Consider the following 23,394-nt stretch of genomic DNA (forward strand, 5'->3'; position numbering starts at 1 on the left):
GGCCCCGGCCGTCACGTCCTGTGGCGGCCGGGGCCGCTCCTCCGGCCCAACTCCGGTGGTTGAAAGTTCTTTCCAATGGTTTCAAGACTCTTGCTGTAAGGGTTTCGGCGGCGATACGGTCGCGCGGGGTCGGACCCGAGAGAGCCGCAATCGCTAGGAGCCCATCTGTGATACCGAGATGGCCGGTGCCGTCCAGGCGCCGAACCGCCCGTGCCGGACGGGTCGCCGCGGTCACCGCCACCGCGCTGGCCGCAGCACTCGTCCAGCCGCTCGCCGCCGGGGCGGCCACCCCGCCGGCGCCCCCGTCCGACGCCGAGCTGGCTGCCGAGCCCGCCCGGCACGACGCCACCCGTGAGCAGTTCTACTTCGTCCTGCCGGACCGTTTCGCCAACGGCGACCCGCGCAACGACAAGGGCGGCCTGACCGGCTCCCGCCTCGCCACCGGCTACGACCCCACCGACAAGGGCTTCTACCAGGGCGGCGACCTCAAGGGCCTGACCAAGCGGCTCGACTACATCAAGGGCCTGGGCACCACCGCCCTCTGGATGGCCCCGATCTTCAAGAACCAGCCCGTGCAGGGCACCGGGGCGAACGCCTCGGCCGGCTACCACGGGTACTGGATCACGGACTTCACCCAGGTCGACCCGCACTTCGGCACCAACAAGGACCTCGAGACCCTCATCGACAAGGCCCACGCCAAGGGCATGAAGGTCTTCTTCGACGTCATCACCAACCACACGGCGGACGTCGTCGACTACGAGGAGAAGTCCTACGACTATCTCTCCAAGGGCGCCTTCCCGTACCTGACGAAGGACGGAAAGCCGTTCGACGACGCCGACTACGCGGACGGGAAGCGGGACTTCCCCGAGGTCGGCAGCGACTCCTTCCCGCGCACGCCGGCCGTCCCCGCGGCGAAGAAGAACGTCAAGGTCCCGTCGTGGCTCAACGACCCGACGATGTACCACAACCGCGGCGACTCCACCTTCGCCGGAGAGAGCTCCGCCCACGGCGACTTCTCCGGACTCGACGACCTGTGGACCGAGCGGCCCGAGGTCGTCAGCGGCATGGAGAAGATCTACCAGCGCTGGGTACGGGACTTCGACGTCGACGGCTTCCGGATCGACACCGTGAAGCACGTCAACATGGAGTTCTGGACCCAGTGGGCCACGGCCCTCGACGCCTACGCGGCCAAGCGCGGCCGTGACGACTTCTTCATGTTCGGCGAGGTGTACTCGGCCGACACGAACGTCACCGCCCCGTACGTCACCCGGGGCCGCCTCGACGCCACGCTCGACTTCCCCTTCCAGGAGGCCGCCCGCCAGTACGCCTCGCAGGGCGCGAGCGCGCAGAAGCTCGCCGGTGTCTTCGGCGACGACTACAAGTACACGACCGGCAAGGCCAACGCGTACGAGCAGGTCACCTTCCTCGGCAACCACGACATGGGCCGCATCGGGTCCTTCCTGAAGCAGGACGACCCGAAGGCCACCGACGCCGAGCTCCTCGCCAAGGACGAGCTCGCCAACGAGCTGATGTTCCTCAGCCGAGGCAACCCGGTCGTCTACTACGGCGACGAGCAGGGCTTCACCGGCCCGGGCGGCGACAAGGACGCCCGGCAGACCATGTTCGCCTCGCGCACCGCCGACTACCTCGACGACGACCGCATCGGCACCGACCGCACCCACGCCGAGGACGCCTACGACACGAAGGCGCCGCTGTACCGGCGGATCAGCTCCCTCGCCAAGCTCCGCAAGGCCAACCCGGCCCTCTCCGACGGCGTCCAGCAGCAGCGGTACGCGGCCGACGGCCCGGGCGTCTACGCCTTCTCCCGCACCGACGCGAAGACCGGCACCGAGTACGTCGTCGCCTTCAACAACGCCGGCGAGAAGAAGACCGCGACCTTCCCGACCGGCTCGGCCGGCATGACCTTCCAGAGCATCCACGGCACCGACGCGCGCCTGAAGAGCGACGGTGACAAGAAGGTCACCGTCACCGTCCCGGCCCGCTCCGCGATCGTCCTCAAGGCGGCAGGCAGGCTCGCCGAGCCCGCCACCGCGCCCACGCTCACCCTGAAGGCTCCGGCGGCCGGCGCCACCGGCACGGTCGAGGTCACCGCCGATGTCGACGGCGGGCAGCTCAACCGGGTCGTGTTCGCCGCGCAGACCGGCAACGGGAAGTGGCAGACCCTCGGCTCCGCCGACCACGCCCCGTACAAGGTCACCCACACCGTCGGCAAGGACGTGGCACCGGGCACGGCCCTGCGCTACAAGGCCGTCGTGATCGACTCGGCCGGCCGCACCGCGAGCGCCCTCGCCGCCTCCACCACCGGCACGCCGCCCGCCGAGGAGCCGCCCACCGCCTCCTCCCGCGACCACGCGATCGTCCACTACAAGCGGGCGGACGGCGACTACACCGACTGGGGCCTGTACGCCTGGGGCGACCTCGCCGAGGGCGAGGCCACCGAGTGGCCGAAGAGCCACCCCTTCACCGGCCGCGACGCCTATGGTGCCTTCGCCTGGGTCAAGCTCAAGCCCGGTGCCTCGAACGTCGGCTTCCTCGTCATCGACAAGGACGGCGACAAGGACGTCTCCACCGACCGCACGATCGACGTCGCCAAGACCAGCGAGGTCTGGATCGAGCAGGGCAAGGACACCGTCACCACCGAGCGCCCCGGCTACCCGGCGCCCGACAAGACCAAGGCCGTCCTGCACCACCACCGGGCCGACGGGAACTACGACGGCTGGGGCCTGCACGTCTGGACCGGCGCCGCGAACCCCACCGACTGGTCGAACCCCCTCGAGCCGGTGAAGACTGACTCCTATGGCGCTGTCTACGAGGTGCCGCTCACCGAGGGTGCCACCAGTCTCAGCTACATCCTTCACAAGGGCGACGAGAAGGACCTGCCCACCGACCAGTCGCTCGACCTCAAGGCGAACGGCCACGAGGTGTGGCTGGTGAGCGGCCAGGAGAAGTACCTGCTCCCGCAGCCCGTGGGCAGTGCCGCCGCCCTCGACCTGACCACCTCCAAGGCGGTCTGGATCGACCGGAACACCCTCGCCTGGAACGGCTCCGACGCCGCGGCGTCCACCCAGCTGCTCTCCTCCCGCGACGGTTCGATCGCCGCGAAGGACGGCACCCTGACCGGCGACGCGACGTGGCTGCGCCTGTCGAAGAGCGAGCTGACCGACGCCCAGAAGGCGAAGTTCCCGCACCTGAGGGAGTACGACGCCTGGACCGTCGACCCGCGCGACCGCGACCGGGTCCGCGAGGCCCTGCGCGGCCAGGTCGTCGCCACCCAGCACGCGGCGAACGGGGCCGTGCTCGCGGCGACCGGCGTCCAGATCGCCGGAGTCCTCGACGACCTGTACGACGCGACGCAGGCCGACCTGGGGCCGACGTTCTCCAAGGGCCGCCCCACGCTGTCCGTGTGGGCGCCGACCGCACAGCAGGTGACACTGGAGATCGGGGACTCCACCGCCCCGATGAAGCGCGACGCCGCCACCGGCGTCTGGTCCGTCACCGGCCCGTCGTCCTGGAAGGGCAAGCCCTACCGCTACGCCGTGAAGGTCTGGGCGCCCGGCGTCCGCAAGGTCGTCACCAACAAGGTCACCGACCCCTACTCCCTCGCCCTCACCGCCGACTCCGAGCGCAGCCTCGTCGTCGATCTGGACGACAAGGCCCTCAAGCCCGCCGGCTGGTCGTCGTACCCCAAGCCCAAGGCCGTGCCGCTGCGGGACGCCCAGATCCAGGAGCTGCACATCCGGGACTTCTCCGTCGAGGACCGCACCGCGAAGCACCCCGGCACCTACCTCGCCTTCACCGACAAGGCGAGCGACGGCAGCAAGCACCTGCGCGAGCTGGCGAAGGCGGGCACCTCCTACGTGCACCTGCTGCCCGCGTTCGACATCGCCACCATCCCGGAGAAGAAGGCCGACCAGGCGAGGACCGACTGCGACCTGGCCTCCTTCCCGGCCGACTCCGACAAGCAGCAGGAGTGCGTCGGGAAGATCGCCGCGAAGGACGCCTACAACTGGGGCTACGACCCGTACCACTACACGGTCCCCGAGGGCTCCTACGCCACCGACCCGGACGGCACCGCCCGCACGGTCGAGTACCGCAAGATGGTCAAGGCCCTCAACGACGACGGCCTGCGGGTCGTCATGGACGTCGTCTACAACCACACCGCGGCGAGCGGCCAGGCCGACACCTCCGTCCTGGACCGCATCGTGCCCGGCTACTACCAGCGGCTCCTCGCCGACGGCTCGGTCGCGAACAGCACCTGCTGCGCCAACACCGCCACCGAGAACGCCATGATGGGCAAGCTCGTCGTCGACTCGATCGTCACCTGGGCCAAGGAGTACAAGGTCGACGGCTTCCGCTTCGACCTCATGGGCCACCACCCGAAGGCCAACATCCTCGCCGTTCGCAAGGCCCTCGACGAGCTGACCCTCGCGAAGGACGGCGTCGACGGCAAGAAGATCATCCTCTACGGCGAGGGCTGGAACTTCGGCGAGGTCGCCGACGACGCCCGGTTCGTCCAGGCCACCCAGAAGAACATGGCCGGCACCGGCATCGCCACCTTCTCCGACCGCGCCCGCGACGCGGTCCGCGGCGGCGGCCCCTTCGACGAGGACCCCGGCGTCCAGGGCTTCGCCTCCGGCCTGTACACCGACCCCAACCCCTCCGAGAACAACGGCACTCCCACCGAGCAGAAGGCCCGCCTGCTGCACTACCAGGACCTCATCAAGGTCGGCCTCTCCGGCAACCTCGCCGGCTACCGGTTCACCGACACCGCGGGCAAGGAGGTCAAGGGCTCCGAGGTCGACTACAACGGCGCCCCCGCCGGCTACGCCGACGCCCCCGGCGACGCCCTCGCCTACGCCGACGCCCACGACAACGAGTCCCTGTTCGACGCGCTCGCCTTCAAGCTGCCCGCTTCGACGAGCGCCGCCGACCGGGCCCGGATGCAGGTCCTGGCCATGGCGACGGCCACCCTCTCGCAGGGCCCGGCCCTCTCCCAGGCGGGCACCGACCTGCTGCGCTCCAAGTCCCTGGACCGCAACTCCTACGACAGCGGCGACTGGTTCAACGCCGTCCACTGGAGGTGCGAGGACGGCAACGGCTTCGGCCGCGGACTGCCGATGGCGGCCGACAACACCGACAAGTGGCCGTACGCCAAGCCCCTGCTGAGCACGGTCAAGGTGGGCTGCGAGCAGATCGAGGGCACCTCGGCCGCCTACCGCGACCTGCTGCGGATCCGCAGCACCGAGAAGGACTTCTCCCTCGGCACGGCCGAGCGGGTGCAGTCCCGGCTGTCCTTCCCGCTGTCGGGCGAGGACGAGACACCCGGTGTGATCACCATGCGCCTCGGTGATCTCGTCGTCGTCTTCAACGCCACACCGAAGAAGCAGGAACAGCGCGTCCCGGCACTCGCCGGGGCCGGCTACCGGCTGCACCCGGTGCAGGCGGGAGGGGCGGACTCCACCGTCAAGTCCTCCTCCTACGCGGCCGAAACGGGCACGTTCGCCGTTCCGGGACGCACGGTCGCCGTCTTCACCCGGTCCGCCGGATAGCGCACCACGTGGGGCGGGGCGGGCCGTGACCCACGGTCCGCCCCACCCCCGTGCGTTCCCGAGGGGCCGTCGACGACGTCGCGGCCGGCCGCTACCCCACGGGCGCGGTGCCCGCGCGACGTGCTGCCGGACTGCTTCGGCCAGGACCGCGAGGACGACATCGCGATGCCGGCCCTGCGGTTAGGGTGAGCCCGATGGCCGCCCGGAACAGGAGTACTGATGCCGCAGATCACCGTTGACTACTCGGCCGACCTCGCCGGCGACTTCGACCGGCCCGGTTTCGCGAAGGCGCTGCACGAGGCGACGGTCGAGATCGCGGCCGCCAAGCCGCCCGCCTGCAAGAGCCGGTTCCGCCCGACCGAGGACATCGTGGTCGGCCCCGAGACCGAGGGGCACGCCCACGTCCACATCCACATCGCCCTGCTCGCCGGACGCACCGACGAGGTCAAGGCCCGGCTCACCCAGGCCGCCCTGGAACTGCTGCGGACCCATCTGAAGCCCGCCGAGGGGCTCACGCTGCACGCCTCCGCCGAGGTCCGCGACCTGGACCCGTCGTACGCGAAGTTCGAGAGCTGAGGCGGATCAGCTCGCCAGGGCGATGAGCCGACCGGCCAGGTGCGCGAACGGACCGTCGGCCGGCTCGTCCTTGACGATGCCGCGCAGCAGCGTGGCCATCTCCTCGTCATAGGTGGCACTGACCGCGGCCAGGGCGGCGAAGTCGTTCACGAGCTGGGGCTCCAGTTCCTCGCGCGGGATGCGCCGGCCGTCCAGCCAGATCAGGGCCGTCGACTCGGCGAGGGAGATCCAGGAACGGACGACCAGTTCGAGGCGCGCGGGCGGATCGGTCACGCCCAGGTGCGAAAGGATCTGGACATACGCGGCCTGCCGTACGGAGTCGACGAGCGCGTTGGTCGTGGAGGAGCCGACGGCCGGGCCGCCGCGCATGAGGGCCGAGAAACCCGGCCCGTGCTCGTCCACGAAGTCGAAGTAGCGGCGCATCACACGCAGCAGCCGCGCCCCCAGCGGACCCTCGTGCGGCTCCACGAACCGGGCCGCCAGATCGTCCGAGGCCCGCTGCAACGCGGCCTCGTACAGGCTGAGTTTGCCGGGAAAGTAGTGGTAGACCAATGGGCGTGAAATGCCCGCGGCCGACGCTATCTCGTCGATCGAGACCTCGTCGGGCGAGCGGCGGCTGAACAGTTCGAGGGCGACGCCGATCAACTGCTGCCGCCGCTCCTCGACTCCCATTCTGCGGCGAACCCCGATAGTCATACGAACACCTTACCGATCGATTCCGGCCTCGAACGGGCCGGATCGATCGCGGTGTGCCGCCGGCCTCATCGGACGGGCCCGAAACACCGCCCCGTCAGCGCAGCCCGCCGAGCGAACGGCCGTCCTTCAGGGTCCCCTTGAGCTGAGCCTGCGCCCCCTGCTCGGCCGGCACGGTCAGCAGACTCCTCCGGGACGCCCCGTTCACTCCGCCGGTCGCCCGGATCGACGCGGTCTCCCGGCTGCCCGCGGCCAGCAGGTACCAGTCACCGGCCTTCGCCTTCCACAGCACCCCGGCCAGCACATGCGGGTCCCGCGGCCCGCACGCCGGGACGTTCTCGGCCTGCGCCGCCGCTGCCCCGTACGCCCCGCCCGGCGTGTGGAACTGGGCCAGCACCCGCGCCCCGCCGCCCCGCCAGGTCTCGGCCCGGGTGCACACCCATGCCGCCGAGCCGCTCGCGTCGGGCAGCGGCTGCTCGTTGAACGCCCAGGCGTTGACACTGCGCACCCCCGCCGAGCGCATCGTGCCCAGGGAGCAGGCGAACGGCTGCCAGGTGTGCAGCGCCGCGGCCCCGGACACCTCGCGCGGGGAGCCCGGCCGTCCGGCGGTGAGCCGGGCCGGGACCAGTTCACCGAGGTCGGTCAGCAACCGGGTCCTGGTGCCGTCGGTCACCTGCAGCACGTTCCACGAGGAGCAGGGGCCGGACCGCAGCGCGGGACTGGCCAGCGGCGTGGTCACTCCGTCGGTGAGGGCGAGATCCATCGCGCCGGAGCCCGGCTTCATCAGGTCCCGCTCACCGGTCTTCCGCACCCAAGGGGCCGTCAGATAGCGGACGTTGCCGTCGGACCGCCCCAGGACCACCGCGCCCGCCTCGGCCCGGCCGGCCCCGTCGACCCGGGCGAAGTCGAGGGCGGCGCCCTGGGTGCCGTCCTTCGGCTCGGCGTACCGGGCGATGCGCAGACCGTCGTAGAGGATCACCACACGCGCCGCGTCGACCGTCCCCGCGTACAGCAGCTGGGGCGGTCCGGCGGGGCCGCCGGACAGGGTGCCGGGGGTCACCGACACCTGGACCGTCTCGCCGGGCCGGGCCCACACGGCCAGGGCGCGGCGCAGCAGGGCCTTGTCGCCGGTCAGGTCGCCGCGGGCCGGCCACACGGAGAAGTCGGTGCGCGCCGAGCTGCGCCAGGCGGACGGGGGCATCCGGGTCAGCTTCGAGGGGTCCAGGGCGGCCTGCGAGGCAGGGTTGCGCGCGTACGGGGGTGCCGCGGCGCCCTCGGGGCCCCAGCCCTCGCCGGGCAGGCCGAGCAGCGCCCCGCACGCCAGCAGCGCGGCACCGGCGACCAGGGCGGCCTTCAGGTGCTGGCGGCGGCGCATCAGGTCGGTGGGGCGGGCCTGGAGCGAGCAGGGATCGAACTCGGGGGAGTCGAGCAGCCCGTACTGGGCGGGGATCCCGCCGGCCTCCAGGACGGCGCCTTCCGGGTCGGCGACGCCCGCCGCCGCGAGAACCTTGCACACCCCGTCGTCCGTGAGCCGCTCCAGGCCGCGCAGCGCGTACGCGGCCCGGGCCGGGCCGGACAGGGTGGACAGTCGCTGATCCAGGGCGAGTTCGTCGGCGCCGCCCGAGCGCGGGAACAGCTTCAGGCCCCACACGTGCGGGAGCAGCGGCGGCAGCTGGGCCCTCTTGGGCCATGCCTTCGTCTTCAGCGGCAGTCCCGCCTCCAGCGCCGTGCGCAGCACCTGGAGACGGACCAGGGTGTACCCCGGGTCGCCGTCCCGGCCGGTGGACTGGGCCGGGATCACCGGTGCCGGGGTGCGGGCACGGGGGAGGGCCCGCTGGGTGAGGGCGTGCGCGGTCAGGACGCGGCGGCTGCGGCCCAGCCCGGGTGGCAGCACCAGATAGGCCAGCCGGACGAGGCGCGGGTAGTGCTCGACGAGCGCGGCCTCGGCCTGCTCGACGTCGACGACCGGGCCGGCGGGGGAGGGGGGTGCGGGGCGCTGGGCGACATCCTGTGACTGCACGTTCAGCAGAACGAGCGAATCGTTGGATGGTCACCTGGCCCCGGAGCGTCACGCCCCCGGGTGCTCCCCGGGCTCCACGAGCAGCCGGGCGTAGTTCGCCATGGACCGCTGGTAGCGCGGCAGATGCGGGGCCAGGGCGCCCAGGGCCAGCGCCAGGGCCTCCCGGTCGCGGCCGAGGGACGACAGACAGAGGGCGAGACAGGCGCGTACGGGGTCGTCCAGCTCGTCGGACGGCGCGACCAGCTCGGGTGTCAGCAGCGCGACGCCTTCCTCGGCCCGGCCGATGTTCCGCAGCGAGCTGGCCAGCTGGATCTTCGTCCGGCGGGCCTTGTAGGGGCTGACGTCGGCGAGGCCCTTGTCCAGCGCCTCCTGGTACAGGGGGACCGCCTTGTCGGAGCGGCCGGTGGAGTCCCAGGCGCAGGCCTGCTCGAACGGGCCGTGCGGACTGCCCTCGGGCAGCTCGGCGACCAGGGCGTCGACATCGGCGCGGAAGCGGGCCTCGTCCTCCTCCGTCTCGGCGTAGTCGTCGAAACGGTCCCACAGGGCGGCCACACGATCTTCCCAGTCCTGATCCACCGGACCACCCTCGCACACGAGTGCACACCGCAACAGCGGGATTTTGAGCACGGCGGGCTCCTGGGCCGTATCGAAGGCGAGAGCCTCTTGCCGGGGCTCCGTGCGGCATGCGTCCGGATCGTGCCGTGACAAGGACCGTGCCGACAAGGACCGGAGGAACAGATGAGGGTGACCCGACCGATGCTCGCGCTGAGCGGCGCGGTGGCGATACTGGCGCTGACCGGCTGCGGCGGATCCGGCGACAAGGACGAGGCGGCCGTTCCGAAGGAGGTGAGCGGCAGCCTGGAGCACATCGCGGCCGAGGCCGACTGCAAGCCGAACATGCAGACCGACGCGGACACCATCCGCCAGGCCCTCTGCAAGAAGGGCAAGGAGAAGTACGTCCTCGCCACCTTCTCCACGGACCGCGGCCAGCGCGAGTGGCTGAACAGCGCCAAGGACTACGGCGGCTACTACCTCGTCGGCCGCAAGTGGGTCGCCGTCGGCCAGCAGAAGACGGTCACGGCGCTGCAGGGCACCCTCGGCGGAACGATGGAGGAGGGTTCCGAGCACATGAACCCGGGCGGCAGCCACAACAAGAACGGTCACGACGGCGGCGGCAGCAGCCACCACGGCTGAGCACGCGGGTCCGGGCAGCAGAAGGCCGGCGGTGGGAACTCCCACCGCCGGCCTTCTGCGCTACCGGTTCAGGACTACTGGCAGTCCTGGCCGTCGTTGATGCACTGGACCATCTCGTTCATCAGGTTGTCGTCGAAGAAGTTGATGAAGTCGTTGTGGTCGGTGATCGGCTTGTGCAGCTGCTCCGGGAAGGAGTCCACCGCGAAGGCGTTCTGCACCTGGCCGTTGTTGATCTGCGGCGCCTGGATGTCGTAGACCAGTCGGACCTGGAGCTGGGGGATGGCCTTGAAGCCGTTCGAGCAGCTGCCGTCCGCCTCCACGAAGTCCACGTGGGTGCGGTGGTTGGCGCTGTCGATGTTCTGGCCGTCCCAGCAGCTCTGGAAGTTGGACAGCCGGACCACGCTGCTGCCGTCGGGGCAGATCGGGTACTTGTCCGTCACCTGTCGGTCCTCGAAGCCCGTGCAGGTCCAGGACGTGTTGGCGTTGTTCAGGCCGTTGGTGAGGGACTTGGCGTCACCGGTGATGATGCGCAGGGCCTTCGGCATCGCGACGACGTCGCTGGTGCGGTTGCCGACGAACTTCAGCTGGGCCTCGGCGGGCTCGACGATCTTGCCGACGTTGCCGTCCTGACCACCGCCGGGCTGGCCCGCGTCGATGTCGTCCGAACCGTCCTGGATACGGATGACCGGCCAGAAGTACGTGGACTTGTCGCCCTGGTTCTGGCAGGTCGTCTCGCCGTTGGCCAGGTCGTCGTCGCTCGCGAAGGCGTTGTTGTTCTGGTTGCCGACGTAGTCGTGCTGGTGCTGCGCGCCGTTGGACACGCCGGGCGCCACGATCACGTTGTCCGAGTTGCGGTTCTCGTTCTCGTTGGTGCCGCACTGCGTGGTGAACGTGCCCGTGGAACCGCCGTCACCGTTCGCGGCGAGGCCGTTCGGGAGGTTGCGCGAGTTCGGCTGGACGTCCTCGATGTTGATGAAGTCGTCCGCCGCCGGGCCGTTGCCGCCCTGCCCGCCGTTGCCGCCCTGCCCGTTGTCCTGGCCGCCGTTGTCCTGGCCCTGGTCCTGACCGCCGTCGTTCTGACCGCCGTCGTTGTTCTGACCGTCGTTGTTCTGGCCGTCGTTGTTCTGGCCACCGTCGGCCTGGCCGTCGTTGGTGTTGGCGTCGGCGGCCATGCCCTGACACGAGGCCAGCTGCTCGAGGTTGGCCGGGGCCTGCCCGCCGACCCGCCGGATGTTGATGCCGATCCGGTCGATCACCGCGGTCCGCTTCGACTTCAGCGGGCCGAGGATGGCGTTGTCGACGAAGCCCGCGTCACCGGCCTGGGCCTGACGGGTGGAGGCGAGCCGGGTGTAGGCCTCGCTGATCTGCTTGTCGAGGTTGGCCAGCTCCTTGTCCACCCCCTGGCGAGCACCGTCCGGCACATCGGTCAGCTTCTGGCCGACGTCCGGGCACTGGATCGTGGCGACCTGTGCGCCCGCGGACTTGGTCTGGTTCGCCGAGTTCTCCTCGTGCGCCGAGGCGTAGAAGTTTGCCCAGATCAGCCCGCCCCCACCGAGCGCTAGGGCCGCCGATGCGGCAATGGCCTTGGTGGCCAGCGGCGTACGGCGTTTTCTTGTGTTGCGTCCCATGGAACTCCTCTGACTTCCTTTTTCGGGGGCATCGAGGCGCCCGACAGGAGTGAAGCGGCTTCCTTCCATACGGAGGTGGTCCCACGGGTGTTCAGATGTCTCGGAAATTGATGCGAGATTCGTGAGGGCCTTGTGCCCTCAACAGCCCCTTTCACACCGGGAGTTGTTGATCCTCCACGGTGGGTGAGGATGGCTCGTCCGGTTTCACCGGCCGTGGTCGAGATAGGCGAGAACCGCCAGCACGCGGCGGTTGTCGTCGTCCGAGACCTCCAGCCCCAGTTTGGCGAAGATGTTGGCGGTGTGCTTGGCGATCGCCCGTTCCGTCACGACCAGCTTCCCCGCGATCGCCGCGTTGGACCGGCCCTGCGCCATCAGCTCCAGCACTTCCCGCTCCCGGGGTGTCAGCCGCGCCAGCGGCGGGTCGTCGCCCGAACGGCGGGCCAGGAGCTGCTGGATGACCTGCGGATCCATCGCCGTGCCCCCGGCGGCGACCCGTCGCACGGCGTCCACGAACTGCTCGGCGTCGAACACCCGGTCCTTCAGCAGATAGCCGACCCCGCCACTGCCGTCGGCGAGCAGTTCCCGCGCGTAGAGCTGCTCCACGTGCTGGGAGAGCACCAGCACCGGCAGCCCGGGCCGCTTCCGGCGGGCCTCGAGCGCGCACTGCAGGCCCTCGTCGGTGTGCGTGGGCGGCAGGCGGACGTCGACCACGGCGACGTCCGGGTCCAGTTCGGCCAGCGCGGCGGCCAGTTCGGGCCCGGTCTCGACGGCCGCCGCGATCTCGAAGTCGTGCGCCTGGAGCAGCCGGACGAGTCCGTCGCGCAGCAGGAAGAGGTCTTCGGCCAGGACTACGCGCAAGGGATCTCCATGGTGACCATGGTGGGGCCGCCGACGGGGCTGCTGACGGCCAGGACGCCGTCGAATGTACCCAGTCGCCGCTCGACCCCGGCCAGCCCCGAACCGGCCCCGATCACCGCACCGCCCTTGCCGTTGTCCGTGACGGTCGCCCGCAGCATGCCGGCCGCCCGGTGCAGGTCGACCCAGATCCGGTCGGCGCCCGCGTGCTTCACGGCGTTGGTGAGCACCTCGCTGACGGCGAAGTACGCGGCCGACTCCACGGGAGCCTCGGCCCGCCCGGGCAGATCCACGCTCACCTCGGTGGCCACCGGCAGCCGCAGCGCCAGCGCCCGTACGGCATCTCCGAGGCCGCGTTCGGCGAGGACCGGCGGGTGAATGCCCCGCACCAGCTCGCGCAGCTCGGTCAGCGCCTCCACCGAGGACTTGCGGGCCTGCGCGATCAGTTCCTTCGCCCGGGCCGGGTCCTTGTCGAGGAGCGCCTCGATGGTGCCCAGGTCCATGCCGACGGCGACCAGCCGGGCCTGGGCCCCGTCGTGCAGGTCCCGCTCGATGCGCCGCAGTTCGGCGGCGGAGGTGTCGACCGCGTCGCGCCGGGTCTCGGTCAGCACCCGCACCCGCTCGGCCAGTTCCCCCTGGTTGCTGCCGAGCACGGCCCGGGTGAGGCGGAAGTGGGCGCCCAGCAGGCGCGGGGTGAGGAAGTGCGCGAGGAACAGCAGCACCAGACCCAGGGCCGCCGCACCGAAGGCGGACGCCTGCCCGGTGACGGGCACGAACCCGTACCAGTACCCGTCGGGGAAGACCCGCCACAGCCCGAGGGCGAGTGCGAACCCCTCCAGCGGGTAGAGCAGCAGCACCGCCGGCAGCAGTGCGGTGACGAACCCCGCGGTCATGTCGACCGGCAGCCACCACAGGTCCCGCCAGGTCGCCGGGTCGCGCAGCATCCCGAAGGTGCGCGCCCACGGGTTGGCGTCCTGGGGCAGCGGCCGGTAAGCCGGAGGGATCCGCACCCCGCCCCACTCCGCCGCGAGCACCCGCCGTGCATCCGCGAACGCCCGCACCCCCGTCAGCACGTACGGCGTGGTGACGATCCCGACCCCGATCGGGATGAGCGCGATCGAGACCAGGGACAGGCAGAAGCACAGCACCGCCCCCGGCAGGGAGACGAGGGCCAGCGCGAGCCCCCGCACCGCGGCCAGCCCGATGCCCCGCCCTGTCGTCCGCCCGCTGCCGTTCTTCGTGTCCATGGTCATGGCGTCAGTCTCGCCGAGCGCGCCCGCCCGGTCACGGGGCCGGGACACCCGGCCGGGGGTGGTGCTACGTACACCCCGGGAGGATCGTTCAGGTACCGGCGCCGGACGCCAGCACCTTCGCCTCCACCTCCGGATCCAGGCCCGAGCGCGGTCGGTCCGGGCGCTGGGGCACCACGCCCCCGAGATCCTGGAGCCACCGCCAGGTGTCCGCCACGGTCTCCTCGACGGGCCGGCAGACCAGCCCCGCCCCGACCGCCCGGGAGACGTCCGCGCTGTGCAGGGCCTCGTACAGGTCGCTGCCCGGCGGTACCCACACCGGCAGCTCGGTCCACGGCTCGATGCCCGCCTCCAGGATCACCCCGGGCTCGGTCCAGCGGAGCTCGGCGGCGCCGCCGGTGACCCGCGCGCAGGCGTCGAGCAACGTGCCCATGGTGGCGTGGCCCTGCGGACTGACCAGGTTGTACGGCCCGCTCAGCTCCCGCTCGGCCGCGAGCACGATCCACTCGGCCAGGTCGCGGACGTCCACGTACTGCAGGGGCAGGTCACGCGGGCCCGGCGCCAGCACCGGGCCGCCGCGCGCCATGCGGCCCAGCCACCAGGGCAGCCGGCCGATGTTCTCGTACGGGCCGAGGATCAGCCCGGCCCGTACGAGCACCGACCGGTCCGCGCCGAAGGCGTCCAGCACGGCCAGTTCACCGCCCCGCTTGTCCTGCGGGTACGCGGTCTGCTCGGCGTCGGCCGACGCCCCCTCCACCAAGGGCGCGTCCTCGTCGAATCGGGCGGGCCGGCCCCACGCGTACACCGAGCGGCTCGACACGTACACGTACCGGCCGGCGCGGCCCCGCAGCAGCCGCGCCGTGTCCCGCACCGCGTGGGGCGCCGCCGACCAGGTGTCGACGACGACGTCCCACTCGCCCGGGTCGTCGGCGAGGGCGGCCAGGCCGCCGGGCGCGGTGCGGTCACCGAGCAACGACCGCACACCCGGCGGCGCTTCGTGCCGCCCCCGGTGGAAGACGGTCACGTCCCAGCCCCGCCCCAGCGCCGCCTCCACGGCGGCCCGCCCCACGAACTCCGTACCACCCAGCATCAGAAGCCTCATGCCGGTGACTCTGCCCGGTCGGGCGAGGAGAGGGAACGGGGATCTGCTGTCAGCAGACGGGACGGATCGGGACGGGACAGGGCGGGCGGGGGCGGTCTCAGTGGGCTGTCGCCGGCACGTACTTGTAGCCCACACGGCGCACGGTGCGGATCGTGTCGCGGTGCTCCGGGCCGAGCTTGCGGCGCAGGCGGGCGATGTGGACGTCGACCGTGCGGCCGTCGCCCACGTGTCCGTAGCCCCACACCGTGCCGACCAGCTGGTCGCGGGTGTGCACCCGGTTCGGGTGCGCCACCAGGTGCGCCAGCAGCTCGAACTCCAGGTAGGTGAGGTCGAGCGGCTGTCCGGCCACCCGGGCGGTGCGCTGCACGGTGTCGACGCTGATCAGCGGCTCGCCGCCCGGCTCGGCACCGAGGTCCGGGCCCGCGGTCTGCGGCAGGTCGGGCACCGCCACCGGGAACGGCGGCTGCTGGTCGGCCGGGACGAGCACCAGGTAGCCGATCATCGGCGGCTGCCCCGGCAGCGCGGGCAGGGTGTGCTGCGGGGCCGGCAGCCAGGTGGCGCCCGGCGGCAGCAGGTCCGCGACCGTCATCACCTCGTCCCGGTCGACGGCACGCAGCCGGTGCCGGGGGCCGTGGGGCGCGGGGGCGGTGAGGGGAGCGGCGGTGGACAGGGAACGAGTGGTCGCCATGAGAGGTCAGCTCTTTCGCGCGAGGAGTTCGTCGGGAGGTCGACGGCCGCGATTCGTGGTCGGGCTCGCCGAGGGACGTACGCGGTTCGCGCTGGCCGAAGGCCGGGTGTACGGCTTTAGAGGGCCGGCGCGTTCATCGCGCGGCAACACACCCGGTCGAAGTCGTGGTCCTGGCGGGACGGCCAGAAGGGCTCGAGGTCATGGCGACCCGTCGCGGTGTGCTTCTGGTAGACGGCCATGGGCCCATTGAAGCAGAGCCGGTCCTCGGCCGGGAGTCTCCTCTCACAGCTTGGACACGCGCCGGGAGCCCGGCCCGGCCGCTCGCCCCTCATCCCACCAGGCGCTTGCGCCACTCCAGCGGTGCCAGGTCGATGGCCTTGCCCGGGTCGCCGTCCCACTCCGCGGACAGCCCGGCCGACGTCAGCGCCGCCACGACCTCGTGTCCGACGGCCGTGGTGGTCTGCTCGGAGCCGTCGAACCCGCCGTAGTACAGCGACAGGCCGCGCCCCTGCGCCGCCGCGCGCGTGCCCTGGTGGTGGAAGAAGACGAAGCCGCGCACCGCCGACTCGTCCTCCACCTCCGCGCCGATCTCCGTCATGCCGCAGCCCCGGCAGCAGGTGAAGTTCTCCCGGGCGACGATGCCGGCGCCCTCCAGAGCCGTGAAGGCCCGCTCCAGCCGGTCCGGACCGGTCGGCCCGGCCCACGCCTCCTGCTCGTCGACCCGCTCCAGCCACAGCCGCTCGACCAACGCGCGGGCCTGCGCCGGAGACAGGGGGGACGAGCCCTCCCGGCCCTCCATCAGATACACCGTCTCGCCGATCAACGCCTCGATGCCCAGGTAGCCGTCCCGGAGCAGCTCGCGGACGTAGCCCTCGGCCCGGGCGGCGACCTCGGGCGCGAGCGCGGGCGGCTCCTCGGGCAGCCCGAACTCCTCGCGCTCCCAGGTGACTCCGGCGTCCCAGCCGTCCTCCTGCCGCGCCCAGCGCACCATCACCTCGGCGACGAGGCCCGGGTCGGTCACGCGGGTCACCCACATGTGGGGGACGGACCCGGTGCGGTGCTGGAGGTCGTACGCACCGTCCTCGGCGCGTGCGGTCTGGATGAAGACCCTCGGCCGCTCCGGTATCCGCTGGACCACGAGGAAGTGGTCGTCGGCACCGCCGATCCGCTCCACCAGCTCGCGCAGCTCACGCGCCGCGATCCGCGTGTGCGTCCGCCCGCTCTCCGTCAGCACCTTGACCGCGAGGCCCCCGTCGATCTCCATGTCCCCACGATGACACGCCCCACTGACAACGCGAGGGGGCGCCCACCGCGAACGGTGAGCGCCCCCTCGGGAGCCGAGCGGTGCGCCGGTCAGACCTGGCCGGCCTTCTCCAGCGCCGAGCAGCAGGTGTCGACGAGCAGGCGGGTCACCACGTACGGGTCGACGTTGGCGTTCGGGCGGCGGTCCTCGATGTAGCCCTTGCCGTCCTTCTCGACCTGCCAGGGGATGCGGACCGAGGCGCCGCGGTTGGAGACGCCGTAGGAGTACTCGTTCCACGGGGCGGTCTCGTGCAGACCGGTCAGGCGGTCGTCGATGCCGGCGCCGTAGTTCTTGACGTGGTCGAGCGGCTTGGAGCCCTCGCCGAGCGACTCGGCCGCGGTGATGATCGCGTCGTAGCTCTCGCGCATCGCCTTGGTGGAGAAGTTGGTGTGCGCACCGGCGCCGTTCCAGTCGCCCTTGACCGGCTTGGGGTCGAGGGTGGCGGCGACGTCGAAGTCCTCGGCGGTGCGGTAGAGCAGCCAGCGGGCCACCCACAGGTGGTCGGAGACCTCCAGCGGGGAAACCGGGCCGACCTGGAACTCCCACTGCCCGGGCATGACCTCGGCGTTGATGCCGGAGATGGCGAGACCGGCCTTCAGGCAGTTGTCCAGGTGTGCCTCGACGACGTCACGGCCGAAGATCTCGTCCGCGCCGACACCGCAGTAGTAGCCGCCCTGGGGGGCCGGGAAGCCGCCCTTGGGGAAGCCGAGCGGGTAGCCGTCCTTGAAGAACGTGTACTCCTGCTCGATGCCGAAGATCGGCTCCTGCGCCGCGAACTTCTCCGCCACCTCGGCCAGCGCGGCACGGGTGTTGCTGGCGTGCGGGGTGAGGTCGATGTTCAGGACCTCGCACAGCACCAGGATGTCGTCGCCGCCGCGGATCGGGTCCGGGCAGGTGAAGACCGGCTTGAGGACGCAGTCCGAGGAGTGCCCCTCGGCCTGGTTGGTGGAAGACCCGTCGAAGCCCCAGATCGGCAGCGCGTCGAGACCGGCGGGCGAGCCCGAGATGATCTTGGTCTTGGAGCGCAGTTTGGCCGTCGGCTCGGTGCCGTCGATCCAGATGTACTCAGCCTTGAAGGTCACGGGGCCACATCCTTCGGGGGTGTGTCTGGGCGCGTGTCGCGGGTGCTGCGGCGCTGCGGCACTGAGGCGCCGCGTCAACTGCCCGGCAGCGTGCCAACAGGCGATTTCCCGGTCATTGCCCGAATGTGAACCCCGTGTTACCTGGTGTGCCTATGCCGTACCTCACGCCGAGAGGGCGTGCCGCCGGGTGCGGCGCCGGTCACCGGCTCCCCTCCGTCAAGCCGGTGAACGCCGCCGCACGGCCCGGACGCGCCGGTCCTGCCGCCCCTGGCCGGGGGCGGCAGGACCGGTGACACGTACGAGGGGGCGGCCGAGGGGGTGGCCGCCGCCTCATCCGTTCAGTCGCTCGTACGGCCTCACCCCACCTTCTCGATCAGGGCCCGGCGGATCAGGAACTTGCCGGGCTCACGGACCTGTTCGAAGGCCGCGTTGTTGAGCAGCGCGCAGCTGCCGGAGACCGAAGTGACCTCCACCGTCGTGGACTTGTTGTTGTCCAGGTTGGTGACCTTCAGCTTCGTGCCGGCCGGGAACTGGTTGCTGGACGCGGCAGGCGCACCGCCCTCACCGGAGAGCGTGACGGTGGAGCCGTTGCACACCTGCTGCCCGGAGGCAGCGGCACCGCCGCCGTTTCCCGCGGGGGCGGACGCGGCGGGCTGCGACGGCTGGGCCGAGGCCGCGGGCGGCTGTGCCGGCTGGGCGGGCTGCGACGGCTGCGCGGTCTGGGAGTCCTGAGCCGACTCCCCGACGGCGCACCCCGACGCCTCCTGCTTCCGCTCGATCTCCGCGACGACCGCCTCGCGGTTGGCGATCCGCGCCTCGGACTGCGCGTCCGGGTTGGCCCGCTGGTCCGCGATGAACTTCTGGTTGTTGCCGAGGGCGGTGGCGAGACCCAGGCAGACCGTCGATTCCGACGCCGACTTGGGGGTCGGCGCGGCGTTCGACGTGCTCGCCATGACGAAGGCCCCACCTCCCGCCACCGTCGCCGCGCTCACCAGCAGCGCGATCTTCTTCTTCGTGCCGAGAGTTCTCCTGCGCGACATGCGCGCCTCCTGAAAGAGGTAGGGGAGCGTACGCCGCTATGTACGAGATACCGAACGAGGTTACTCAGCGGTTACAGGAGTCACTCAAGTGACCTGCGCCACAGGGCGGTTGGTGGCCGGTCGGCGCGATGGTCAGCGTGCCAGGGCGTCCCGTACGGCCTCGTCGGTGCGGCCGACCACCGCCGTGCCGTCGTCCGCGGTGATGATCGGGCGCTGGATCAGTTTGGGGTGCCCGGCGAGCGCGGTGATCCAGCGGTCGCGCGAACCGGCGTCCCGCGGCCACTCCTTGAGCCCGAGCTCCTTGGCGTCGGCCTCCTGGGTGCGGGTGATGTCCCAGGGTTCGAGACCGAGGCGCTCGAGCACGCCCCTGATCTCGTCCTCGCTCGGCACGTCCTCCAGGTAGCGGCGGACGGTGTAGTCGGCGCCCTCGGCGTCGAGCAGCGTCAGGGCGCTGCGGCACTTCGAGCACGCGGGGTTGATCCAGATCTCCATGTGCACACGGTACGCGGCGACCGGCTTGTTCGATTTTTTGGTGCCCCACCGGCACCTCGCGGAGCGGCCGTGACATCACGCCAAATCCCTTGCTCACCTGGTCATTTGTCGAGTCGTGCGGACTCCCGGTTGTCAGTGCGGGGCGGTAGACTGTAAGCAGTGTTCGAGGGTGGCGCCGGGGATGCCCGACGTCTTCGGTGAGCCGCCCGACCGCGACAGGAGGATGCCTGTGCCCGCTGCCGCCCTGAAGTCGAAGCCGTTGCCCACCCAGTCCACCGCGAAGCGTCCCGTCCTGCTCGACCTGCCCTACGTGCCCGTGCAGAAGCGACCGCTGCCGCCGGGCCGGCCGCGCCAGTGGTACGTGACGCACAACCGCCGCCTGAAGGCGATGCGCCTCGCCATCGCCCTGCTCGACTCGGGCGTCTACATGCCGAACCAGGCGCGCAACGAGACGATTCGCGACACGGCCGAAATGATCGGCGTCCACCCGCCGTCGGACACGACGTGCCACATGGTGCGGGCCTTCATGCGGTACGCGCGCTGACCCTTCTCCGCTCCCCGAGCGCCGGGTGTCCCGAACCGCGGGGTGTCCGGCGCTCGCTCATGCCGCCCGGCTGGGCGCCGTGAGCACCGGCGGGTCGAGGCGGGTGGAGCCCTCCTGCCAACGCCCGTCTCGTCCAGCGCACGCTGACGGACCCTCGGCAGGGACCGCTGTTCGAGGCCCTGATCCCCGCCGCGACCGGCGACGCGAGAACGGCCGCCGCGCCGCACCGCTTGCACGGCGTCCGCGTACGGAGTGGGCACCCTGCGTCCGGCAGGCCGCCGAACGGGGCGAGGTGCCCGGACCGGCTCGACGGGACACCGCCGTCCGCGCCGCCGAGGCCGGGGCGACGGCGGGGCGGGCCCGGGTGACGGCGGCGCGGGCCGGGGTGTACGTCACGGTCCGGCGGCGGAAGCCCTGGAAAGAGTCTCCGAAGGGGGCGCCGCTCCTCAGCCCGCCGCGAGTTCCTTCTCCAGCGGCGTGCGGAAGCGCGGCGTGATCCGCGTCGTCCCCAGCCATCCGGCGAGCCGCTCCGCCTCCGACCCGATCGCCGCGCGGGCCTCCCGGCCGATGCCCTCCTCGTCGAGGATCCGCCAGGCGATCTCCCCGTCGGGCCGCTGGGCCCAGCCGCCGATCACCCGTCCGTTCCACCACACCGTCGGCCCGACGTTGCCGCTGCCGTCGAACAACCGGGGCCGCAGGCCGGGGGCGAGATACCAGTCGCGCTGCTGCCACCCCATTGCCGTCGGGTCGAGGGCGGGCAGCAGCGCGGCCCAGGGCGCGTCGGGGGAGGGCACCGGGCCGGCGTCGCCCCCGGCCACGTACCCCGTGCCCTCGTCCAGCGACACCGGTTCCGCCCCGATCGCGGCCAGGGCCCTGCGGACCTCCGTCACGCGCCACCCCGTCCACCACTTCAGGTCGGCCTCGGTCGCCGGACCGCACGCGGCGAGCCACCGTCTCAGCAGCTCCGCCTGCGCCTGTGCGACATCCAGCTCGGCATGCTCGGGTGCCAAGGCCCAGCGGAACCGGCTGGACGTCCAGGAGCCGAGCGGCCGGCCGCGCACCACCTTCCCCTCGACGCCGAGCACCCTCAGCAGCCGGGTCGAGACCGTGTGCACCCCTTCGTAGCTCTTCCCGGCCGCGTACACGAACTGCTCCCGCAACCGCGGCTCGTCCTGGGCGAGTTCGGCCGCGGTCGCCTGCCCGCGCCGGGCGAGCGCCGCCAGCGTCGACTCCTCGACCTCCTTGAGCCAGGCCGCGTCCGGCGCCCCCGCCGTCGCCATGTGCTTGAGGAGCGAGGACCTCTCCCGGGCGGCGACGGCCAGTCCCGTCGAGGCGTGCACGACGGCGGTCAGCCCGGTGGGGAACACGAACACCGTGTGCCGCATGCCGTGCATCCGCACCAGGGAACGGTCCTCGTACAGGGCCCGCCCCGTCTCCTCGACGGTCCCGGCGGGGTCGGCGAGCCGGGCGCCCACCGCCAGATACACCGTCGCCGGGTCCGTGCCGTGCAGCGCGACCAGCGCACCGGCGACCTCCTCGGGCGTCCCCGCCCGAGCCTGCCCCGCGAGCCGCTGCCGCAGCGCGAGCCGGGCCCGCCGCTCCGCCACGCCGATGTACCGCGCCCCGTCGCCCATGCCCGCCTCCACTCGCCGCGTCCTCCGACCCGCCTGCATCATCGCGGACGCCGCTGACAGTCGCCCGGGAGCGGCCCGCCCGCCTCAGCCGTACCGCGCCAGCAGCCCCGTCACATACGCCTCCAGCCGCCCGCCCAGCACCTCCGGCGTCAGATCGGTCCGGCCCAGTTCCCGCCACGGCCCGGCCAGCTTCGCCGCGTCGGGGACATAGGCCAGGGCGTCGAGCAGCCGCCAGTACAGATGCTCCGGGTCGCCGGCCAGGCGCCGCCCGCCCCGGGCCTCGTAGCGCTCCCGGAAGCCGAGGCCGTGGTCCGGGCCGTGCAGCAGCGCGAGTGCCGTCGAGCAGTGGGCGACATCCAGGTCGGCGGGCCCCCACGAGGTCTCCACCCAGTCGACGACTCCGCCGATCCGCAGGCCGGCCCCCGAACCCGTGAACAGGACGTTCCCGGGGTGGAAGTCCCGGTGCAGGAAGCAGCCGTCGTACGGCGGGGGAGAGCGGCGGATGACGTCCACGGCCCGCTCCCACCCCGGGGGAACCGCCTCCGGGGACGTCCACGCCTGGTACGTCCGCGGACGCTCCCGGGGGACGACCCGGTGGATCCGGGCCAGCTGGGCGGCCAGCAGGTCCACCCGCGCGTCGAGTTCCTCCTCGTCGACCCGGACCCGCCCCGGCAGCACGGACATCAGCAGGGACGGATGGTCGCAGTGCTCCCCGGTCGCGTCCACGCCGACCGGCTCGGCGACCGGCACGCCCTCCTGCTCCGCCAGCAGCGTGAGCATCTCCGCCTCGCGGGCCAGCAGTCCGGGCGCGTGCCGCCGGAAGAAGGGCTTCACGAACGTCCGCAGCGTCAGCTCGGTCCCGTCGTCGAGGGTGAGCCGCCGCATCTGGGCGCTCCAGCCCCCGGTCAGAAAGGACGACGTGGTGACGGTACGGCCCTCCGGGAGCTGCTTGGCCACCCACGCGCGGGTCGCCGACCAGCCCTGCTCGCCGAGTCCGGTCAGCACGGCGGTGACGAACTCCCGCCGGTCGCCGGGGTGATCGCCGAACCACAGGCCCAACCGGTGCCCGGCCCCCGGGAGTTCCCAGTGGGTGAACTGCGCGCGCCGGGCCAGCGCCTCGGAGAGGGCCTCCGTCACCGCGGGCGGGATGACCTCGTCCGTGTCCGGCACCGCGAGCACCGCCCGGCCCTCGAACCCCCGCAGGACATCGAGCGCGGGCGCCGCACGCCAGCTGCCGGGCCTGCGGATGATCTCGCTGAACCGCCCGTCCCCCGCGCCGAACGGCACGTCCCACGCCTCGCCCGCGTACACCGCCGGCGCGCCCAGCCCCAGGGCCGCCACCCGCTCCCCGTAGTGCCGTACGAGATCCGCCACCGTCTGGCCGCTCATGCTGAACCCGATCAGGACCAGCGGCCCGTCCTCACGCGCGCGTGCGTCGATGACGGAGACGGTCTGTTCGAAGCGGCGGCGCAGACTCAGTTCCCGCAGCAGGCCGGTGCTCTCCCCGTGGCCCGAGAAGTCGAAGGCGAGGGCGTGGCAGCCGTGGGCGGCGAACTCCGCCAGCAGCGGCACCAGTCGCTCCTTGCCGCCGTTGCCCGCGCCGTGCAGCAGCACGACCGTCGCGCGGGCCGGCTCGGCCCCGCCGCAGGACAGCCCGCTGAGTCGTTCGCCGTCGCTGACGTGGGTGAAGGGGATCAGCTCACTCATACGGCCATTGACTCAC

19 protein-coding genes are annotated in these 23,394 nt (G+C 71.9%); 4 read left to right on the forward strand and 15 right to left on the reverse strand.

From position 1 onward, the window contains the following. The first annotated feature begins 167 nt into the window (after window positions 1-167). Together pulA and BJ965_RS27915 are read left to right on the forward strand one after the other, a co-directional pair. Window positions 168-5,570, forward strand: a complete 5,403-nt coding sequence (pulA, locus tag BJ965_RS27910) for a pullulanase-type alpha-1,6-glucosidase (protein ID WP_184912161.1) — start codon at window positions 168-170, stop codon at window positions 5,568-5,570. Between the two features lie 219 nt (window positions 5,571-5,789). Beyond that, entirely contained in the window at window positions 5,790-6,146 is a 357-nt protein-coding gene (locus BJ965_RS27915; protein ID WP_184912163.1) for a 5-carboxymethyl-2-hydroxymuconate Delta-isomerase, read from the forward strand. Window positions 6,147-6,152: 6 nt separating this feature from the next. On the opposite strand, the gene BJ965_RS27920 is transcribed toward BJ965_RS27915, so the two are convergent. The 3 genes from BJ965_RS27920 to BJ965_RS27930 all read right to left on the reverse strand — a co-directional run bounded on the left by BJ965_RS27920 (window position 6,153) and on the right by BJ965_RS27930 (window position 9,435). Beyond that, entirely contained in the window at window positions 6,153-6,842 is a 690-nt protein-coding gene (locus BJ965_RS27920) for a TetR/AcrR family transcriptional regulator (protein WP_184912166.1), read from the reverse strand. Window positions 6,843-6,936: 94 nt separating this feature from the next. Then, window positions 6,937-8,859 carry a hypothetical protein gene (locus tag BJ965_RS27925; RefSeq protein ID WP_184912169.1) on the reverse strand — a complete coding sequence of 641 codons (1,923 nt, stop codon included), beginning with the start codon at window positions 8,857-8,859 and terminating at the stop codon, window positions 6,937-6,939. Window positions 8,860-8,907: 48 nt separating this feature from the next. Beyond that, window positions 8,908-9,435, reverse strand: a complete 528-nt coding sequence (locus tag BJ965_RS27930; RefSeq protein WP_184912171.1) for a tetratricopeptide repeat protein — start codon at window positions 9,433-9,435, stop codon at window positions 8,908-8,910. A gap of 162 nt (window positions 9,436-9,597) precedes the next feature. Here BJ965_RS27930 and BJ965_RS27935 point away from each other — a divergent pair, with 162 nt between their 5' ends. Beyond that, entirely contained in the window at window positions 9,598-10,053 is a 456-nt protein-coding gene (locus BJ965_RS27935; RefSeq protein ID WP_184912173.1) for a hypothetical protein, read from the forward strand. Between the two features lie 74 nt (window positions 10,054-10,127). Here BJ965_RS27935 and BJ965_RS27940 read toward each other — a convergent pair whose 3' ends face one another. The 10 genes from BJ965_RS27940 to BJ965_RS27980 all read right to left on the reverse strand — a co-directional run bounded on the left by BJ965_RS27940 (window position 10,128) and on the right by BJ965_RS27980 (window position 19,493). Then, window positions 10,128-11,681 carry a DUF1996 domain-containing protein gene (locus tag BJ965_RS27940; RefSeq protein ID WP_184912175.1) on the reverse strand — a complete coding sequence of 518 codons (1,554 nt, stop codon included), beginning with the start codon at window positions 11,679-11,681 and terminating at the stop codon, window positions 10,128-10,130. A 204-nt stretch (window positions 11,682-11,885) separates the two neighbouring features. After that, on the reverse strand, window positions 11,886-12,539 hold the full coding sequence (locus BJ965_RS27945; protein WP_184912177.1) for a LuxR C-terminal-related transcriptional regulator: 654 nt from the start codon (window positions 12,537-12,539) through the stop codon (window positions 11,886-11,888). After that, window positions 12,530-13,789, reverse strand: a complete 1,260-nt coding sequence (locus BJ965_RS27950) for a sensor histidine kinase (RefSeq protein ID WP_184912179.1) — start codon at window positions 13,787-13,789, stop codon at window positions 12,530-12,532. Before BJ965_RS27950 ends, BJ965_RS27945 begins: the two co-directional genes overlap by 10 nt. Window positions 13,790-13,877: 88 nt before the next feature. Next, a complete protein-coding gene (locus BJ965_RS27955) occupies window positions 13,878-14,888 on the reverse strand; it encodes an SDR family oxidoreductase (RefSeq protein WP_184912180.1) in 1,011 nt (336 codons plus the stop codon). A 97-nt stretch (window positions 14,889-14,985) separates the two neighbouring features. Next, window positions 14,986-15,576: a winged helix-turn-helix domain-containing protein gene (locus tag BJ965_RS27960; protein ID WP_184912182.1), complete on the reverse strand. Its 591-nt coding sequence runs from the start codon at window positions 15,574-15,576 to the stop codon at window positions 14,986-14,988. Between the two features lie 116 nt (window positions 15,577-15,692). Continuing rightward, window positions 15,693-15,815, reverse strand: coding sequence for a hypothetical protein (locus tag BJ965_RS39980; protein WP_281402944.1), 123 nt, complete (start codon window positions 15,813-15,815; stop codon window positions 15,693-15,695). Between the two features lie 89 nt (window positions 15,816-15,904). Then, window positions 15,905-16,840 (reverse strand): DUF6891 domain-containing protein, encoded by a 936-nt coding sequence (locus tag BJ965_RS27965; RefSeq protein ID WP_184912185.1) that lies wholly within the window; start codon window positions 16,838-16,840, stop codon window positions 15,905-15,907. Between the two features lie 89 nt (window positions 16,841-16,929). Next, a complete protein-coding gene (gene glnII, locus BJ965_RS27970; protein WP_184912187.1) occupies window positions 16,930-17,961 on the reverse strand; it encodes a glutamine synthetase in 1,032 nt (343 codons plus the stop codon). Window positions 17,962-18,317: 356 nt separating this feature from the next. Then, window positions 18,318-19,001: a hypothetical protein gene (locus tag BJ965_RS27975; RefSeq protein ID WP_184912189.1), complete on the reverse strand. Its 684-nt coding sequence runs from the start codon at window positions 18,999-19,001 to the stop codon at window positions 18,318-18,320. A gap of 132 nt (window positions 19,002-19,133) precedes the next feature. Continuing rightward, window positions 19,134-19,493 (reverse strand): arsenate reductase family protein, encoded by a 360-nt coding sequence (locus tag BJ965_RS27980; protein ID WP_184912191.1) that lies wholly within the window; start codon window positions 19,491-19,493, stop codon window positions 19,134-19,136. Between the two features lie 229 nt (window positions 19,494-19,722). Here BJ965_RS27980 and BJ965_RS27985 point away from each other — a divergent pair, with 229 nt between their 5' ends. Further along, window positions 19,723-20,037 carry a hypothetical protein gene (locus BJ965_RS27985; protein ID WP_184912193.1) on the forward strand — a complete coding sequence of 105 codons (315 nt, stop codon included), beginning with the start codon at window positions 19,723-19,725 and terminating at the stop codon, window positions 20,035-20,037. A 446-nt stretch (window positions 20,038-20,483) separates the two neighbouring features. On the opposite strand, the gene BJ965_RS27990 is transcribed toward BJ965_RS27985, so the two are convergent. Together BJ965_RS27990 and BJ965_RS27995 are read right to left on the reverse strand one after the other, a co-directional pair. Further along, a complete protein-coding gene (locus BJ965_RS27990; RefSeq protein WP_184912195.1) occupies window positions 20,484-21,671 on the reverse strand; it encodes a winged helix DNA-binding domain-containing protein in 1,188 nt (395 codons plus the stop codon). Between the two features lie 84 nt (window positions 21,672-21,755). After that, a complete protein-coding gene (locus BJ965_RS27995; protein WP_184912197.1) occupies window positions 21,756-23,378 on the reverse strand; it encodes an alpha/beta fold hydrolase in 1,623 nt (540 codons plus the stop codon). Window positions 23,379-23,394 lie beyond the last annotated feature (16 nt).

It is taken from the genome of Streptomyces luteogriseus (genome assembly GCF_014205055.1).
Classification (GTDB): Bacteria; Actinomycetota; Actinomycetes; order Streptomycetales; family Streptomycetaceae; genus Streptomyces; species Streptomyces luteogriseus.